Origin of the sequence: Streptomyces bacillaris (assembly GCF_003268675.1) — a bacterium.
GTDB lineage: Bacteria > Actinomycetota > Actinomycetes > Streptomycetales > Streptomycetaceae > Streptomyces > Streptomyces bacillaris.
This window is the reverse complement of sequence record NZ_CP029378.1, coordinates 3,743,562-3,759,318: the sequence shown is the minus strand read 5'-3', so window position 1 is coordinate 3,759,318 and position 15,757 is coordinate 3,743,562. Positions and strand designations below refer to the sequence as shown.

Genomic DNA, 15,757 nt, shown 5'->3' with positions numbered 1-15,757 from the left:
GGAAAGGGGTGGGAAGGGGTGTGGGAAGAGGAGGAGGGTGGGATGGGGGGTGGGCCCGGCGTGCAGGCGTGAACCTGCCGCCCGTACCCGTACCCGTGTACCCGCGTACCGTGCGGTCCGGCCTAGCGGACCGCTTCCAGGACCTCCGATGCCCCCAGCGCGTCCGCGATCTCCGTCAGCGCGTCGGTCCGCAGGGTCAGCAGGTCCTTCTCGGAGATCCCGAAGTCCGCGAGGATCCCCAGCTCACCGATCGGGCCCGCCGGGACCGCGTCGGAGTCGAAATCGGAGTCGGAGGTGGCGTTGGTGTCGGTCGTGGCCGTGGCCGTGGTGGCGGAGGAGGAGGGTGTTGCCCCGGCGGTCGGGCCGGTCGGGCCGGTCGGTTCGCCGTCCTCCGTACCGTCCAGGTCGACCAACTCCTCCAGCGCGGCGATCTCGTCCTCGGCCCCTGGTTCGCGGCCGAGCAGTTCGTCGGTGAGCAGGATCTCCCCGTAGGAGGAGCGGGCGGCGGCGGACGCGTCCGAGACGTAGATACGGGGGTCCTCCTCACCGTCCACCCGGAGGATGCCGAACCAGGCGTCCTCCTGCTCGATGTAGACCAGGACCGTGTCCTCGTCCACCGAGGCCTCCTGGGCCAGATCCGTCAGGTCGGACAGGGTCTCCACATCGTCGAGCTCTGTATCGCTCGCTTCCCACCCGTCTTCGGTGCGCGCGAGCAGTGCGGCGAAGTACACCGTGACTCTCCCACTGGTCATAGGTGAATCGGTCCGACGGGAGGGCAGACGGGAAAGTCCGTCTGCTCTGAGCCCCGCCCAATCGGCATCGTGGCAGAAACAAGCGCCGAGCGAGACCTCTTCGACCGTTGCGTCGGCCATCAGTTCCAGGAGTGCCTGGTCGGGCGTCGCCCTGACGGAACCGCCGGGAGACCCGATCGGCGGGGGAGTGCGCCGGTGGTACGGGACGGCTCCGGGCGGCCTCACCAGCGGAACGTACGCATCCGCATCTGTTGGCGCATACGGGCCGCACGGGCCCTGCGCGGCTGCACCCGGTCGCGCAGCTGCTTCGCCTCGTGCAGCTCACGGAGGAACTGGGCGCGTCGCCGGCGCCGGGCCGCGTCACTCTCCTGCGCGTCCGTGAGATCACCCGGCGCGTCCTGCGCCCCGCGCGCGTCGGGCGCGTCGCTCACGTTGCGTGAGCCCGCGCTCCGCGGCTGTTCCCCGTCCGCCATCGACACACCACCCCAACGCTGGGTCCGTATGCCCCCACCTTCCCCCCGAACAGGTGGTTGATGCCAGCGCAGAGTGCCGGAAGGCACGGTTACTGTTGACGCATGCGGATCCACGTCGTCGACCACCCGCTGGTGGCGCACAAACTGACCACGCTGCGCGACAAGCGCACCGACTCCCCGACCTTCCGGCGCCTCGCCGACGAGCTGGTCACCCTTCTCGCGTACGAGGCCACCCGGGATGTGCGGACCGAGCAGGTCGACATCGACACCCCGGTCACGCCCACGACCGGTGTCAAGCTCTCGCACCCTCGCCCCCTCGTCGTCCCGATCCTGCGTGCCGGGCTCGGCATGCTGGACGGCATGGTGCGGCTGCTGCCCACCGCCGAGGTGGGCTTCCTCGGCATGATCCGCAACGAGGAGACGCTCCAGGCGGAGACGTACGCGACCCGGATGCCCGAGGACCTCTCCGGCCGCCAGGTCTACGTCCTCGACCCGATGCTGGCCACCGGCGGCACCCTCGTCGCCGCCATCCAGGAGCTGATCAAGCGCGGCGCCGACGATGTCACCGCCGTCGTCCTCCTCGCCGCGCCCGAGGGCGTCGAGGTGATGGAGCGCGAGCTGGCGGGCACCCCCGTCACCGTCGTCACCGCCTCCGTCGACGAGCGGCTCAACGAGAACGGCTACATCGTGCCGGGGCTCGGTGACGCCGGGGACCGGATGTACGGCACCGCGGAGTAGCCGGCAGCCGCGGAGCAGTCGGCCGTAGTGGAGTGGTCGCCGCCGCTGGAGGGTGTTCCTCTGGCGGCGGCGGCGTTTTTTACGGTGTCGCGGAGGGGCGCCTGCTCCGAGGGCCGCGGTGCTGCGGAGGCGCGTGTCCGCTCCGGGCGGGCGCTTTCCGCCGGGCGCTGGGCTCGGTCAGCCGTTCTTCGTCTTCGGTGGCGTCGGTGCGCAGGACGTCGACGACGGTGCCGGGGACGGCTTCGTCAGCGCCGTCATCGCGGCGGTCGCCTCCGCCGGGGTGCTGAACGCCTTGAACTTCGCCCCGAGGATCAGGTCGACCTCCGCCGTCTTCCGGGTGTCGGTCTTCTGCACCGTGCCCGGCAACTGCGTGCCCAGGACCGCGAAGCTGCCGTCCACGGCCGTCGGGGCGCCGAGCAGCACGCCGGGGCCGGGGACCTTCTTGTCGTACGCCTCCGGGGCGTTGCCCACCTCACCGACGGTGAACCCGCGCTTCTTCAGCTCGTCCGCCGCCGCCTTGGCGAGCCCGGTGGTCGTCGTCGCGTTGTAGACGTTGACCTTGATGGCGGCCGGCTTCGGGAGGGCCTTCGCGGGGGCCGCCGGGGTCGGCGTCGGCGTGGGGCAGTCCCGCTTGTGGCCGGCGGCGCTGGCGCTCTGGTCGCCGCCCGTGAAGACGTCGATGAGCTGCAGGGTTCCCCAGCCGGCCAGGCCGAGGGCCACCACTGCCGAGACGCCCGCGAGGACGATCCGCCGGCGGTTTCGGGGGCGGCGCATGCGGGGGTAGGTGTTGCCCGTGATGCGGTACTTTCCGCCCATGCCGGGGGAGTGAGCATGCTCATGGAGGCAGCGTAGTGCGGCCCGGTGATGCTGCGTACTAAATGATCAACGTATGGCACCCGGATGAGCGCGAAAGCACCCGAAAGGCCCGAATCCGTGTGCCGGTGTTATGAGGGTGATATGTGCGCGGGCGCGGGCGTGGGTGCGGGCGCGTACGGGGAGGGCGGGGGCCGGGAGGGCCCGTGCGGTGGCGTCAGCCCAGTTCGAGGACGCGTGCGTGCAGCACCTGGCGCTGCTGGAGCGCGGCCCGCACCGCCCGGTGCAGCCCGTCCTCGAGATACAGGTCGCCCTGCCACTTCACGACGTGGGCGAAGAGGTCGCCGTAGAACGTGGAGTCCTCGGCGAGGAGGGTCTCCAGGTCCAGCTGGCCCTTGGTGGTCACGAGCTGGTCCAGGCGAACCGGACGCGGCGCGACATCCGCCCACTGTCGGGTGCTTTCCCGGCCGTGGTCGGGGTATGGCCGCCCATTTCCGATGCGCTTGAAGATCACACGGAAAGCCTACCGGTCAAGGGGCGCCGGGCGCAGCCGGGGAACCCCACTGCGGTGGCCTGCGAAACGTTGTAGAGCGCCGCATAGCGCTGGATACCGGGACAGGGTTTCCCTCGTACGGGTGGGGATCGCCCCGCAGCCGTGGAGGAGGGGGAGCCGCGCGCGGGCACGCCGCAGGCCGGGGGGCGTTGGACCCCTTGCGCCTGCGGCGTGCTCGGTGTGTGCCTGTGTGGCTCTGTGTTTCTGTGTCTGTGTGCGTGTTCGGGCGTGCGCCGAGGGTGAAGGTGTTACTCCGTGACCTCGTGGCCGTGGCCGTCGTGCAGGCCGCCGCCGCTGCCCGGCGTGCCGGTGCTGGGCGACGGGGTGACCGGGCGGGTCAGCGAGCGCAGGTCGTGGGCGTACGTGCCGACCGCGTTGGCGATCACGTCGATGTTGACGTCGAAGTGCTTCATGCTGATGTTGCTCAGGTCGTCACAGGCCTCGTGGTAGCAGGGGTCGTAGGCGACACCCTCCTGGCCGCCGTACGTCCGGGCCTGGGCCGCCGTCTTGAGGCCCTCGGCGCCTGTGAACGTACCGCCCGAGGGGATGCCCACCTCGATGAACGGCCCGTAGTCCGAGCGGCCGGTGAAGTCCGTGCCCTCGTGCTTCTTGCCCTTGCTGTCGAGGAACTCGTTGATGTCCCGCTCCAGTTGGGCGGAGCCCTCCGGGCCGGGGCCCGCGCCGACGCCGTCGGAGTCGTCGCCGTCGTAGACGAACTGGACGCCGTTGGGCGAGGCGATCATGTCGAAGTTCAGGTAGAGCTTGATCTGCTGGCGCTGCTTCTCGGAGAGCGACGCGACGTACGCCTCGGAGCCGAGCAGGCCGTTCTCCTCGGCCGACCACCAGGCGAACCGCACCTTGTTGGCGGGCTTGCTCTTCGACTTGGCGAGTTCCAGGGCGACTTCGAGCAGACCGGCGGAGCCCGAGCCGTTGTCGTTGATGCCGGGGCCCTCGGTGACGGAGTCGAGGTGGGCGCCGAGCACCACGGTGTTCGCGGCCTTGCCGGTGCGCGTGTCCGCGACGACGTTGCGGGTGGTGCGGTTCTCCTGGAGCTGGCGGACCTCGAAGGAGACCGTCACGTCACCGGCGGCCGCCTCGGCGGCGAGCTTCTCGCCCTCCTCCTGCGTGACCCCACCGGTCGGGATCTTCCCCGCGCCGACCTCGCCGAGCGTGCCGGACAGGGCGCCCTCGGTGTTGTTGTAGATGACCGCTCCGGCCGCTCCGGCCGCCGCTGCCGCCGCCTGCTTGTCGGCGAAGGTGCAGCCGCCGCGCTTGATCAGCGCGATCTTGCCGGTGAAGTTGGCGGAGGCGTAGTCGGACGCCTCGCAGCCGGTCGTGTCGTCGACGGGGACGGCGACGAGCCCCGCCGTCAGACCGCCCACCCGGGTCGACGGGGTGTACGTCATCGCCTTGATCGTCACATCGCGCGGCGAGGGCGAGACCACGGCGAGCTTTTCGGCCAGGGTCTCGGTGTAGACGAAGGTGAAGGTCTGGTACGAGACCTGGTACCCGGCACGCTGGAGCTGCCGGTAGACGTACGCCGCCGAGGCGTCGTGGCCGAGCGAGCCCGCCGCGCGGTGACCGCCGGCCGAGTCGGCTATCGCCTGGAACTGCTGGAGATGGCGGTAGGCGTCACGCGCGGACGCGTTCTTCACCAACTCCCGGGACAGCTTGACCGCTTCCTTCGAGGGGCCTGTCGAGTGACCTGCCCCGGGCTTCGAGTGGCCGTGCCCGTGCGAAGGCCCGTGGAACGGGGCGGCGCCCAGGAGGAGCGGCGTGGCCAGAGCGGTGGCGGCCACAACTGCCATGGCTCTGCGACGTGTTGCGTGCACAAGAGTCCTTCCGGTCGAGACGTGACGGACGAGCGAACGAATGTGCTGCGAAAGCTGCTGCGAAAGCTAGCGAGTGGGGTGGCTCCTGGGAACAGCAATGGCTGGTTTTGATCGTTTCCGCCGACTGTTCTGTCCGGCTGCGTGCTGGACTGTGTATTCCGGTCATCAGCTGGTCCCCTTGCCTCCCCGTGGTCCTTCCCGTCGACATGCCTCCGTCGTCTTCCCTCTGTCGTCTTCCCTCCGTGGTCCTCTCTCCGTGGTCTTGTTCTTCGCGGGCTACTTCGTCGTCTTCGCCGCTGCTTTCTTCGCTTTCGCCGCCTTTGCCGCCGCCTTGGCCTCCTGCTTGTACGCGCGTACCTCCGCCAGCGACTCCGGGCCGGTGATGTCCGCGACCGACCGGCGCGAGCCCTCCTCCCCGTACGACCCCGCCGCCGCCCGCCACCCCGGCGGACGTACGCCGAACTGCTTGCCGAGCAGCGCCAGGAAGATCTGGGCCTTCTGCGTGCCGAAACCGGGCAGCTCGTTCAGCCGCCGCAGCAGTTCCTCCCCGCTCTCCGCGTCCCGCCACACCGCGCTCGCGTCCCCGCCGTACTCCGCCACCAGGTACTGGCACAGCTGCTGGACCCGCTGGGCCATGGAACCGGGGTAGCGGTGGAGGGCCGGTTTGGTGGTGAAGAGGGCGGTGAAGGCCTCGGGGTCGTACGTGGCGATCCCGGCCGCGTCCAGATCGTCCGAGCCCATCCGCTCCGCCAGCGTGTACGGGCCCGTGAACGCCCACTCCATCGGGACCTGTTGGTCCAGCAGCATGCCGACGAGGGCGGCCAGCGGGCTACGGGCGAGGAGCTCGTCCGCCTCCGGCTGCTGGGCGATCCGGAGGGTGGGGTTCCTGTCGGTACCGGCGCTCTTGCCGCCGTCGCTCTTGCTCATACTTTCGATGATCCCGAGGGCGTGCGCCGACGGCGACTCCAGTGACTCCGGTTGCGCCTCCGTCCCCTGCCTGGGGGTGACGGGGCCGTCACCTCAGGTGTTCCGTGACCGTCCGTGCCGCGCCGCTGCCCGATGAGGCAGGCCCGGGTGCCCCGGACCGACCCGGAGGCGGGCTGGACTGGGCCGGCCGGGCGCCGCAATCGTGGAAGGACGGCGACCGTGCGGCCAGGGGAGATGAGGATGGACGCGTACGACAGCGAGCGCGAGCAGCAGCCCCACGGCCACCAGGACCGCCCCGGGCACCAGGATCATCCGGACCACCGGGACCGGGGGGGAGCGCGCGGCCCTCGGGTGGGACGCCCACGGCGAGCACGGGCAGGGGCAGGGCCACGAGCACGGTCACTCCGCGCAGGCCCACGGTGCGGAGGTCCCGGCGCACGTCGGGTTCACGCTGGAGCTGCTGCCTCCTGACGTGCTGCCTCCCGACGGGGAAGGCGATGGTGAGCGGTGATCTGCGAGGAGTGCGGGCACCGGAACGCGCGGGGGCGGGAGTTCTGCGCGGCCTGCGAGGCGTTTCTGGGGTGGGAGGAGGAGGGAACGGGGGCCTCTGCGGGGCCGGGTGCTTCTCCGGAGGCGGGGCCTGGGGCGCCGCCCGGGCCTGCCTCGACCTCTGGGGCGCCTGTGTCCGGGCCTTCGGCGAGTCCCGCTTCGGGCTCCGGTTCTGCTTCCGCTTCGGGTTCCGTACCGAGGCACGCTTCGGGCTCGGGGCCCGCTCCCGTACCCCCGTCCGCACCCCCGTCCCCGGGTGCGCCCGCGCCCGTTCCCGTAACCCCCGCGCCCCCTCCCGTCACCCCGCCCGCGCCTCCGCGCCCCGCCGCGACGCCACCCGCTCCCGCGCCCGTGACGCCTCCAGGGCTCGGATCCGTACCCCCACCCGTACCGCCTGCCGCACCCACCCCCGTACCGCCACCTTCACCGCAACCCCCACCCCCGCCCCCGCCCCCCGAAACAGCCGCTCCCCGCCGCCCGGGAGAGGAGCCGCCCGGTCCGGCGCCCGGCCCCGATGCCTGGCCGGACGGAGGACGGCGGCCACCGGCACCCACCACAGGAGCGACGGACCCCCACCCCCTCGGCGCACCGCGCATCTGCCCCAACTGCCGTACGGAGAACGCCCCCGACCGCACCCTCTGCATTCGCTGCGCGCTCGTCCTGGACCCCGGCCCGGCTCCGGCCGCCCGCCCGCCGTGGTGGCGGCGGCTGCTGAGCGGGCGGCGGGCGCGGTCCCGGAGGACGCACACGGCGGGGTCGCGGCCCCGGCGCGGGTGGCGGCGGCCGAGGGTCGGGCTGCCGGTGGTGCTGATCCTGCTGGCGGTGGGGGTCTGGTTCGCGCTGCCGCACCTGTCGGGGCTGCTGGGCTTCGCCAAGGAGGAGACGGGCACGCCGGAGTCGCTGCCGCCCGCCGCGTACCGCGCGTCCAGCGAGGCGGGGGAGCACCCGGCGGCGGCCGCGTTCGACGGGTTCAACAACCGTTACTGGGCGCCGGAGAAGGCCGGGGACGGCGTCGGGGAGTATCTGGAGGCGGACTTCGCGCAGCCGGTGCGGATGATGAAGATCGTGGTGTTCTCGGGGACGTCGGCGCGCAAGGACGAGTTCCTCACACAGGGCCGCCCGGCCCGGATCACCGTCGAACTGACCTCGCGGGACGGGGAGAAGAGCAGCCGGACGCTGCGGCTGCGCGACCAGGCGGGCCAGCAGACCTTCAACGTACGGGGATCGGGGACGGTACGGGCGCGGATCACGGTCGACGCGGCGTACGGGGCGGGGGAGGACCGGCGGACGGCGCTGGCCGAGGTGGAGTTCTTCGGGCGGCGGGAGTGAACGGCCCGACCGGGGGCGGCACTTAGCTGTCGATCCGGTCCGCGCGCTCGCGCAGGTAGCAGGCCTCGGGCCGGCTGAGGGTGTGCTCGGCGGCGGTGAGGTAGGCGGTCCGGGCTGCCTGCAACTCCCCTGCTCGCTCCAGGAGATGGGCGCGTACGGCATCGAGCCGGTAGCTGCCTTCCCCGGGCAGGGACTCCGCCAGTGCGTCGACCTCCGCCAGTCCGGCGCGCGGCCCGTGCACCATGGCGACGGCCACCGCCCGCCCCAGCGCGGCGGCGGGGTCGGGCGTGCGGCGGACGAGGTGGTCGTACAGGGCGAGGATCTGCGGCCAGTCGGTGTCCTCGGCGCGCCCGGCCTCGTCGTGCAGGGCGGCGATGGCGGCCTGCAGCTGGTAGTCACCGGCGGGCCCCTGGGTGAGCGCCTCCTCTGCGAGGGCGGTGCCTTCCGCGATGGCCGTACGGTCCCAGAGGGAGCGGTCCTGCTCGTCGAGGGGGATCAGCTCACCGTGGGCGCCGGTGCGCGCCGGGGTGCGCGCCTCCGTGAGGACCATGAGCGCCAGCAGCCCGGTCACGCGCCCTTCGCGCGGGAGGAGCCGGCGTACGGCACGGGTGAGCCGGATCGCCTCGCGGGCCAGGTCGGTGCGGTGGAGTTCGGGGCCCGCGGTGGCGGTGTACCCCTCGTTGAAGATCAGGTAGAGGACCTGGAGGACGGCCGCGAGCCGCCGGTCCCGGTCCTCGGGCTCCGGCGCCCGGAACTCCGCACCCCGCACCGCCCGCTTGGCCCGGCTGATCCGCTGCGCCATCGTCGCCTCCCCGACCAGATGGGCGCGGGCGATCTCCGCCGTGGTGAGCCCGCCGACCGCCCGCAGGGTGAGCGCGATCTGGGCGGCGGGGGAGAGGGCGGGGTGGCAGCAGAGGAAGAGGAGGGTGAGGGTGTCGTCCTCGGAGGGCGCCCGGCCGCCCGGCCCGGCGAGGCCCTCTCCGGGCGGCGGGGCGACGAACGCGTCGGCCGGGGTCAGGGCGGCCGCGGTCTCCTCGCGCCGTCGGCGGGCCGTGTCGCTGCGGAGCCGGTCGGTGAGGCGGCGGGAGGCGACCCGGATCAGCCAGCCGCGCGGATTGCCGGGCACGCCCTCCTCCGGCCACTGCTCGGCGGCGGCGATCAGGGCCTCCTGGACGGCGTCCTCGGCCGGGTCGAAGTGCCCGTAACGGCGGACGAGCGCGCCGAGGACCTGCGGCGCGTGCAGGCGCAGCAGGTCCTCGATCGATGCGGACGCTCCGTCGCTCCGGTCCATCCGTCTCCCTGTTCCGTGCGGTTCAGTCGTCGATACCGCCGTCGACGGTACGGATGAGCACCGGGTACTCGGGCGCCCCGGCAGGCTGCGGACAGCGCGCCACGCGGGCCGCGATCTCGGTCACCCGCTCCAGGCTCTCGCACTCGAGGATCCAGAACCCGGCGAGCAACTCCTTCGTCTCGCTGTACGGCCCGTCCGAGACCACCGGCCGCCCCTCGGCGTCGACGCTGACGGCCCGCCCCTGCGCGGGCTCCCGGAGCCCGTACCCGGTCACCAGCTCGCCCGTCTCGGCGAGGTCGTCGTTGATGCTGCCCATGTAGGCGAACATCTCCTGCATGGCCTTCTCGTCCCAGACGGGACTGCCCGGGGACCCCTTGCCGGACTGCGCGTCGTAGTCGGCCTGGCTGCCCTGGACCATCACCAGATACTTCATGACCGTCGCCTCCTCCATCGCTCTCTCTTCCCCTTGCACAGGGGACGTCGGCGCGGGGAGGGGATTCTCGACACGACGCGCGATTCCTTTCCGGATTCACCCGCAGATCCGCCACTGATTCACCCGCTGGAGGGCCCGGAACAGCGCGTTCAGTAAAGTGCGGCAACGTCGAGCCTGCCCACTTGTCCGCCCGCGCCTGCCCGCCAGTCCCCCGTGATCGAGGTCGTCCGCCTGTGTCCACCGCCCGTCCCGCCTCCGTTCCGCCGGCGCACCCGGTCTCCGTCGTGGGGATCGGGGCGGACGGCTGGGCGGGCCTGTCCGCCGGAGCGCGCGGGGCGCTGCGGGAGGCGGAGGTGCTGATCGGCGGGGCGCGCCAGCTGGACCTGCTCCCGCCGGAGTGCGCGGGCGCGCGGGTGGCGTGGCCGTCGCCGCTGCGCCCCGCCGTGCCCCGGCTGCTGGCCGAGCACGGGGAGCGCCGGATCGCGGTGCTGGCGAGCGGGGACCCGATGTTCTACGGGATCGGGCGCGCGCTCGCGGAGGAGCTGGGACCGGTGGGGCTGGAGGCGGGGGCGCTGCGCGTGCTGCCGCACCCGTCCTCGGTCTCGTACGCCTGCGCGCGGCTGGGCTGGCCCCTGGAGGACACGGAGGTCGTGACGCTGGTGGGCCGCCCGGCGGCGCGGCTCGCGCTCTCCCTCCACGAGGGCCGGAGACTGCTGGTCCTGAGCGCGGACGCGACGACGCCCGCCACGGTGGCGGCGCTCCTGACCTCCCATGGCTTCGGCCCGAGCCGGATGCGGGTGCTGGAACAGCTGGGCAGCGAGGCGGAGGCGTACGCGGACGGCACCGCCGAGAGCTGGGCGCACGCCCCCGGCGACCGCCTGAACGTCATCGCGGTCGAGTGCCGGGCGACGGCGGACGCGCTGCGGCTGGGCACGGTCCCGGGCCTGCCGGACGAGGCGTACGAACACGACGGCCAGCTCACCAAGCGCCACATCCGGGCGGCCACGCTCGCGACCCTGGCGCCCGCGCCCGGGGAACTGCTGTGGGACGTGGGCGGCGGCTCGGGCTCGATCGCGATCGAGTGGATGCGTTCGCACCGCACCTGCCGCGCAGTGAGCGTGGAGCGGGACCCGGTGCGGGCGGAGCGGATCACACGGAACGCGGACCGCCTGGGGGTCCCGGCACTGCACGTCGTCACCGGCCCGGCCCCCGCCGCCCTGGCCGAACTCGACCTGCCCGACGCGGTGTTCATCGGCGGCGGCCTGACGGCCCCGGGCCTGCTGGACGCGTGCTGGGAGGCGCTGCGGCCTGGGGGCCGGCTGGTGGCGAACACGGTGACGCTGGAGTCGGAGGCGCTGCTGGGGGAGCGATACCGGTCGTACGGCGGGGAGTTGACCCGGCTGGCGGTGGCGCACGCGGTCCCGGTGGGCGGGTTCACGGGCTGGCGGCAGGCGATGCCGGTGACGCAGTGGTCCGTACGCAAACCCTCGGCCTCAGAAGCACGTTCGCACATTGGAGATGGACCATGACCGTGTACTTCATCGGCGCGGGCCCGGGTGCCGCCGACCTGATCACGGTGCGCGGCGCCCGCCTGCTCGCCGCCAGCCCGGTCTGCCTGTACGCGGGCAGCCTGGTCCCGGTCGATCTGCTGGCCGAGTGCCCGGAGGGCGCCCGCCTGGTCGACACGGCGGACCTGGACATCGAGCAGATCACCGCCGAACTGGTCCGGGCCCACGCGGACGGCCACGACGTGGCGCGGCTGCACTCGGGGGACCCGTCGGTCTTCAGCGCGGTGAACGAGCAGATGAAGCGCCTGGACGAGGCGGGAATCCCGTACGAGATCGTCCCCGGCGTCCCCGCCTTCGCCGCCGCGGCCGCCTCCCTGAAGCGCGAGCTGACGGTCCCCACGGTCGGCCAGACGGTGATCCTGACCCGCATCGCCCAGCGCGCCACCGCCATGCCCCCCGGCGAGGACCTGGCCACCCTGGGCCGCAGCGGCGCCCTGATCGTCCTCCACCTGGCGGCCCGCTACGTGGACCGGGTGGTGGAGGAGCTGCTGCCGCACTACGGGGCCGACTGCCCGGCCGCGGTGGTCGCGATGGCGTCCCGCCCGGACGAGATCGTGCTGCGGGGCACGCTGGACTCGATCGCCGGGCAGGTGAAGGCGGCGGGCGTGATCAGGACGGCGGTCATCATGGTGGGGCGGACGCTGGGCGCGGAACAGTTCCGGGACAGCCACCTCTACTCGCCGGGGCGGTACCGGGGAGCCTGCGGTTCCTGAGTTCCTGGACTTCGGAACCATGACCACGATTTCCCTGGCCACCGGTCAACGTTCCCTGGGCGACCCGGACATCAGCTATCCGCTGTGGCCGCCGCTGACGCACGGCTGCCCCCGGACCAGCTCGGACGCCATGTCGTACCCCCTGGAGATCGACTACGACTACACAGGCGTGACGTCCGACTTCATCACCGGACAGGGGCGGCCGCGCTCCGGCCTGGACCGCTGGGCTCCCCTGCTGCCGCCGCTGGCCGCGCCCGGACTGGGTGAGGGCGGAACCCCGCTGATCGCGATCGGTGACGGGGCGTACGTCAAGGACGAGTCGCGCAACCCCACATGGAGCCACAAGGACCGGCTCAACCGCATCACGGTGAGCGCCGCCGTGGCCGCGGGCGCTCCGGGCGTGGTCGTGGCCTCCTCCGGCAACCACGGAGCCTCCGCGGCGGCGTACGCGGCGCGGGCCGGGCTGCGCTGTGTGGTGCTCGGCTCGTCCGAACTGCCGCCCGCCGTCGCGTCGTTCCTCAGCGCGTACGGGGCGGTGGTACTGCCCGTCGAGACCGCCCGCCGATGGCCGCTGACCGAGCGGATCGTCGAGGAGTTGGGCTTCCACCCCGTCAGCAACCTCACCCCGTTCCACACCGGGCACGCCTTCGGGGCCGAGGGGTACAAGACGGTCGCGTACGAGATCGCGGCCGACATCGTGGACCCGGGCGCGGTCTTCGTGCCCACCGGCTACGGCGAGCTGCTCTTCGGCATCTGGAAGGGGTTCACGGAGCTCCACCGTCTCGGCCTCCTCTGCCGCGTCCCCCGCCTGTTCAGCTGCGAACCGGCCGCCGGGGGCCCGCTCGCGGCGGCTCTGCGGCAGGGCCTGCCCGCCACCAGGGTCGAGGTGGCGGAGACGGAGGCGTACGGCATCGCCTGCCCCGTGAACAGCTACCGCGGAGTGCGCGCGATCACCGGCAGCGGAGGCCGCGCGCTGACGGTCGACGACGAGGCGATGCACCGCGCCCAGGCGGAACTCGCCGGCCAGGGCCTGTGGGTGGAGCTGTCCGCCGCGGCGGCCTCGCGGGCCTGCGCACCCTGCCGGACGACGAGACCATCGAGGGCCCGGTGGTCTGCGTCACCACATCCAGCGGCTTCAAGGACACCCGCGTGGGCGACCACCACCTCACACCGGTGGACCCGTCGTGGGAGAGCGTACGGGCGCGGCTGCGGGCGGAGGGCATCCGGAGCTGAGCCGGGGCCGAGCGGCCACCGTACCGATCGCGGGCGGTGGCCACGGCCTCCCTACGACCGATCGCTACAGCCTCCCTACGGGCGGAGGCTCCAGCACGGGCCGCCCGGTCCGTCGAGCCATACGCGCTGGGCCTCGTGATCGACGGTGAGACCGTACCGCTCGGGGCCCGGCCCGTCGTGCTCGGTGAAGACGCGGTACGCCTCTTCGAGCCGGGACCAGAGGGAGCGGGGGCCTGCCTCGGTGACGGTGCCGTCGGGGTGGAGCGCGGCGATGGTGCCATCGGGGGACCAGACGCGGGCGGCGGTCGGTTTTCCGGTGTCGTCCAGGTCGTACTGCCAGTCGAGGTGGGGTTCGACGATGCTCAGCAGGAAGCGGTACGCGTTGTCGGCCAGTGCGGATACGGGCACATCCGTGCGGCGGGCCTTGCCGGTCGGGAGGGCGGGGCGCCGGACCGGGATGCCGTCGGCCGTGCCGTGCCTGATGGGCATGAAGTAGGCCCCTCCCGGGAGGAAGCGCCCCTCGGCCTGGAGCGGGCCGCCTGTTCTGTGGATGCGGACCAGGGCGTTGCCCAGCGGGGCGAGGATCTGCCCGGCGTCCGATCCGGTTCCGTCGGTGAGTTGGCGAAGCCACGCCGGTGGTACGGAGTCGATACGGCACGTGGCGATGATCCGGTCGTACGGGGCGAGGTCCGGGTGGCCGTGTGTGCCGTCGGCGAGGACGACGTTCGGTTCGTAGCCGGTCTCGGTGAGACGGGTGCGGGCCGCGGCGATGAGATCGGGTTCGGTGTCGACCGTGACCACGGAGTCGTTGCCGAGGCGGTGCGTCAGGAGCGCGGCGTTGTAGCCGGTGCCGGTGCCGATCTCCAGCACCTTCATGCCCACCCCGTCCTCCACTCGAAGGGCCTCCAACATGATGGCCATGACCGACGGTTGGGAACTCGACGACGTGGCCGCACCGCCGGTCCGGTGGGTGACCAGGGCCCGGTCCTCATGCCCGGCGTCGAACCATGCGTCACGTGTGTCGGCGTCGTGCGCCGAGATCCGGCGGCCCGTGTGGTCGTAGAAGTACGGGACGAACACGTGCCGGGGGACTCTTTCGAACGCCGCCCGCCAGGCGGGGTCGGTCAGGTCACCGGAGTCGGCCAAGGCCTGGACGAGTGCGGCGCGCCTGGTGGTGGCCTGTGCGAGGTCGGGGTCGGTGGTCACAGGGTGCCCTTCTCCAGGAGGTCGGCGAGAGCGTGCGTGATCGACTCGCGAGTCAGGTCGATCCACGCCCACTGTCCGCCGGGGTTCACGTCGATCAGGTAGTGAGTGCCGTCGCTGTCGACGATGAGGTCGAGTGCTGCGTAGACGAGACCCAGGCCGCCCAGCATGGTGTGTATGCCGCGGACGACATCGTGCGGCAGATCGACAGGTGTGTGGGTGAGCGACGAGGAATCACGGCGCCAGTCGAGGCGGGCCGGTCCGTCGGGGGCGTGGAGGGCGACGGGGAAGAGCGTTCCGGCTACGGCGGTCACCCGGATCTCGTACGCCTTCGCCGTGATCTCCCGCTGGAACAGATGGGCGGTGAGCCCGATGCGCGGGTTGTCGTACTGGTCGGGCGGAACGCGCCGGGTGCAGAGCTGACCGCGCTTGCCGCCCTCGGTGTGGACGATGCTGCCGAACACCTTGGTCACGATGTGCCCTCCGCACCGGGCGGCGAACGGGGCCACGGCGGCGGGGTCGTTGGTGATGAGTGTCTCCGGCACGCGCAGCCCTGCCCGAGCCGCGACGGCAAGCTGCACCGGCTTCGTACAGTCGGCGTTCCGCTCCGGGCGGTTGACCCACAGGACGCCGGGGAGAGAGCCGAGCACGCCTGGTACCGCCCCCTTGGCCTGCGACGCGGCGAACCGGCGTTCGGGCTCGCTCATGGTGTCGGGGAAGGAGTAGGAAGTGGGCTTGCGCCACCACACCGAGCGGACCTCGGACAGGTCCACGCCGCGCAGCTCGTCGCCCATCCTTCCGCCCCATCGGCCCTCGGTCCGTAACTCGGCGGTGAGCGTCGACCGGCCGGGGAAGTCCGCCAGGTCCGTACGCCAGAACGGAACGCCTCGATCCGTCAGTTCGCGTAACACGTAGTCCGCGGTGGGGTCGAGCGCGTAGGTGATGACGAGCACGCGCGGTGTCTTCGTGCCGCGCGTGCTCTGCCCGGGGGAGGGAGCCATCAGTCGTCGTTCTGGTCGGTGTCGATGGCGATGGCATCCCTGCCGTCCGACTCGGTGTTGCACGACGTGCCCGCCATACCCTCGATGCCGAGGGCAACCATGCCTTCGACCAGCGAGAGCTGTGAGTCGGGGTCGACCGAGACCGAGGGCTGTCGACCGACGGCGACGGGGGGCGCCACGGCGTCCAGCCCGAAGGGGCGGGTGGCGGTAGGCCCTGAGGGCTGGGCGTGGGTGACGTGGGAGAGGGTGGGAATGCGGTCGACGAGTGCGGACATGGCTGGGGCCTTTCGGTGAGGTTGACGGAGCCGGGGTGGTGCTGCGCTGCCTTCTGGCCGGGCGCCCGGACAGA

General features: G+C 72.4%; 15 protein-coding genes and 1 pseudogene. 5 read left to right on the top strand and 11 right to left on the bottom strand.

Features of this window, described 5'->3' with window-relative positions; translation table 11 throughout:
- Window positions 1-122: 122 nt before the first annotated feature.
- Window positions 123-731, bottom strand: coding sequence for a tRNA adenosine deaminase-associated protein (locus tag DJ476_RS16090; RefSeq protein ID WP_103420551.1), 609 nt, complete (start codon window positions 729-731; stop codon window positions 123-125).
- Between the two features lie 242 nt (window positions 732-973).
- Window positions 974-1,225, bottom strand: coding sequence for a hypothetical protein (locus DJ476_RS16085; RefSeq protein ID WP_381245448.1), 252 nt, complete (start codon window positions 1,223-1,225; stop codon window positions 974-976).
- Between the two features lie 102 nt (window positions 1,226-1,327).
- Here DJ476_RS16085 and upp point away from each other — a divergent pair, with 102 nt between their 5' ends.
- Window positions 1,328-1,963, top strand: coding sequence for a uracil phosphoribosyltransferase (upp, locus tag DJ476_RS16080; protein WP_018488512.1), 636 nt, complete (start codon window positions 1,328-1,330; stop codon window positions 1,961-1,963).
- A gap of 177 nt (window positions 1,964-2,140) precedes the next feature.
- Here the strand turns inward: upp and DJ476_RS16075 are convergent, their stop codons facing one another.
- The 4 genes from DJ476_RS16075 to DJ476_RS16060 form a co-directional block, all read right to left on the bottom strand.
- Window positions 2,141-2,779 (bottom strand): LytR C-terminal domain-containing protein, encoded by a 639-nt coding sequence (locus tag DJ476_RS16075; protein WP_103420555.1) that lies wholly within the window; start codon window positions 2,777-2,779, stop codon window positions 2,141-2,143.
- Between the two features lie 214 nt (window positions 2,780-2,993).
- Window positions 2,994-3,290 carry a type II toxin-antitoxin system VapB family antitoxin gene (locus DJ476_RS16070; RefSeq protein WP_003955420.1) on the bottom strand — a complete coding sequence of 99 codons (297 nt, stop codon included), beginning with the start codon at window positions 3,288-3,290 and terminating at the stop codon, window positions 2,994-2,996.
- 287 nt (window positions 3,291-3,577) lie between these two features.
- Entirely contained in the window at window positions 3,578-5,137 is a 1,560-nt protein-coding gene (locus DJ476_RS16065) for a M28 family metallopeptidase (protein ID WP_112490840.1), read from the bottom strand.
- Window positions 5,138-5,437: 300 nt separating this feature from the next.
- Entirely contained in the window at window positions 5,438-6,088 is a 651-nt protein-coding gene (locus DJ476_RS16060; protein ID WP_103420559.1) for an HhH-GPD-type base excision DNA repair protein, read from the bottom strand.
- Window positions 6,089-7,438: 1,350 nt separating this feature from the next.
- Here DJ476_RS16060 and DJ476_RS16045 point away from each other — a divergent pair.
- Window positions 7,439-7,966: a discoidin domain-containing protein gene (locus tag DJ476_RS16045; protein ID WP_112492533.1), complete on the top strand. Its 528-nt coding sequence runs from the start codon at window positions 7,439-7,441 to the stop codon at window positions 7,964-7,966.
- Window positions 7,967-7,988: 22 nt separating this feature from the next.
- Here the strand turns inward: DJ476_RS16045 and DJ476_RS16040 are convergent, their stop codons facing one another.
- Together DJ476_RS16040 and DJ476_RS16035 are read right to left on the bottom strand one after the other, a co-directional pair.
- Window positions 7,989-9,257 (bottom strand): RNA polymerase sigma factor, encoded by a 1,269-nt coding sequence (locus DJ476_RS16040; RefSeq protein ID WP_112490839.1) that lies wholly within the window; start codon window positions 9,255-9,257, stop codon window positions 7,989-7,991.
- A gap of 22 nt (window positions 9,258-9,279) precedes the next feature.
- On the bottom strand, window positions 9,280-9,690 hold the full coding sequence (locus tag DJ476_RS16035) for a YciI family protein (RefSeq protein ID WP_103420611.1): 411 nt from the start codon (window positions 9,688-9,690) through the stop codon (window positions 9,280-9,282).
- Window positions 9,691-9,923: 233 nt separating this feature from the next.
- On the opposite strand from DJ476_RS16035, the gene cbiE reads away from it, so the two are divergent.
- The 3 genes and pseudogenes from cbiE (at window position 9,924) to DJ476_RS16020 (ending at window position 13,204) form a co-directional block, all read left to right on the top strand.
- Window positions 9,924-11,219: a precorrin-6y C5,15-methyltransferase (decarboxylating) subunit CbiE gene (gene cbiE / locus DJ476_RS16030; protein WP_112490838.1), complete on the top strand. Its 1,296-nt coding sequence runs from the start codon at window positions 9,924-9,926 to the stop codon at window positions 11,217-11,219.
- Window positions 11,216-11,971: a precorrin-4 C(11)-methyltransferase gene (cobM, locus tag DJ476_RS16025; protein WP_112490837.1), complete on the top strand. Its 756-nt coding sequence runs from the start codon at window positions 11,216-11,218 to the stop codon at window positions 11,969-11,971. Before cbiE ends, cobM begins: the two co-directional genes overlap by 4 nt.
- Before the next feature lie 19 nt (window positions 11,972-11,990).
- A pseudogene (locus tag DJ476_RS16020) lies at window positions 11,991-13,204 on the top strand (threonine synthase).
- Between the two features lie 75 nt (window positions 13,205-13,279).
- On the opposite strand, the gene DJ476_RS16015 reads toward DJ476_RS16020, so the two are convergent.
- From DJ476_RS16015 to tgmA, 3 genes are read right to left on the bottom strand one after another with little or no spacing between them, the layout of a single operon-like run.
- Entirely contained in the window at window positions 13,280-14,410 is a 1,131-nt protein-coding gene (locus DJ476_RS16015; RefSeq protein WP_112490836.1) for a methyltransferase domain-containing protein, read from the bottom strand.
- A complete protein-coding gene (locus DJ476_RS16010; RefSeq protein WP_162638714.1) occupies window positions 14,407-15,408 on the bottom strand; it encodes an MvdC/MvdD family ATP grasp protein in 1,002 nt (333 codons plus the stop codon). Before DJ476_RS16010 ends, DJ476_RS16015 begins: the two co-directional genes overlap by 4 nt.
- Window positions 15,408-15,683: a putative ATP-grasp-modified RiPP gene (gene tgmA, locus DJ476_RS16005; protein WP_112490834.1), complete on the bottom strand. Its 276-nt coding sequence runs from the start codon at window positions 15,681-15,683 to the stop codon at window positions 15,408-15,410. The genes DJ476_RS16010 and tgmA overlap by 1 nt, the downstream gene beginning before the upstream one ends.
- Window positions 15,684-15,757: the final 74 nt, after the last annotated feature.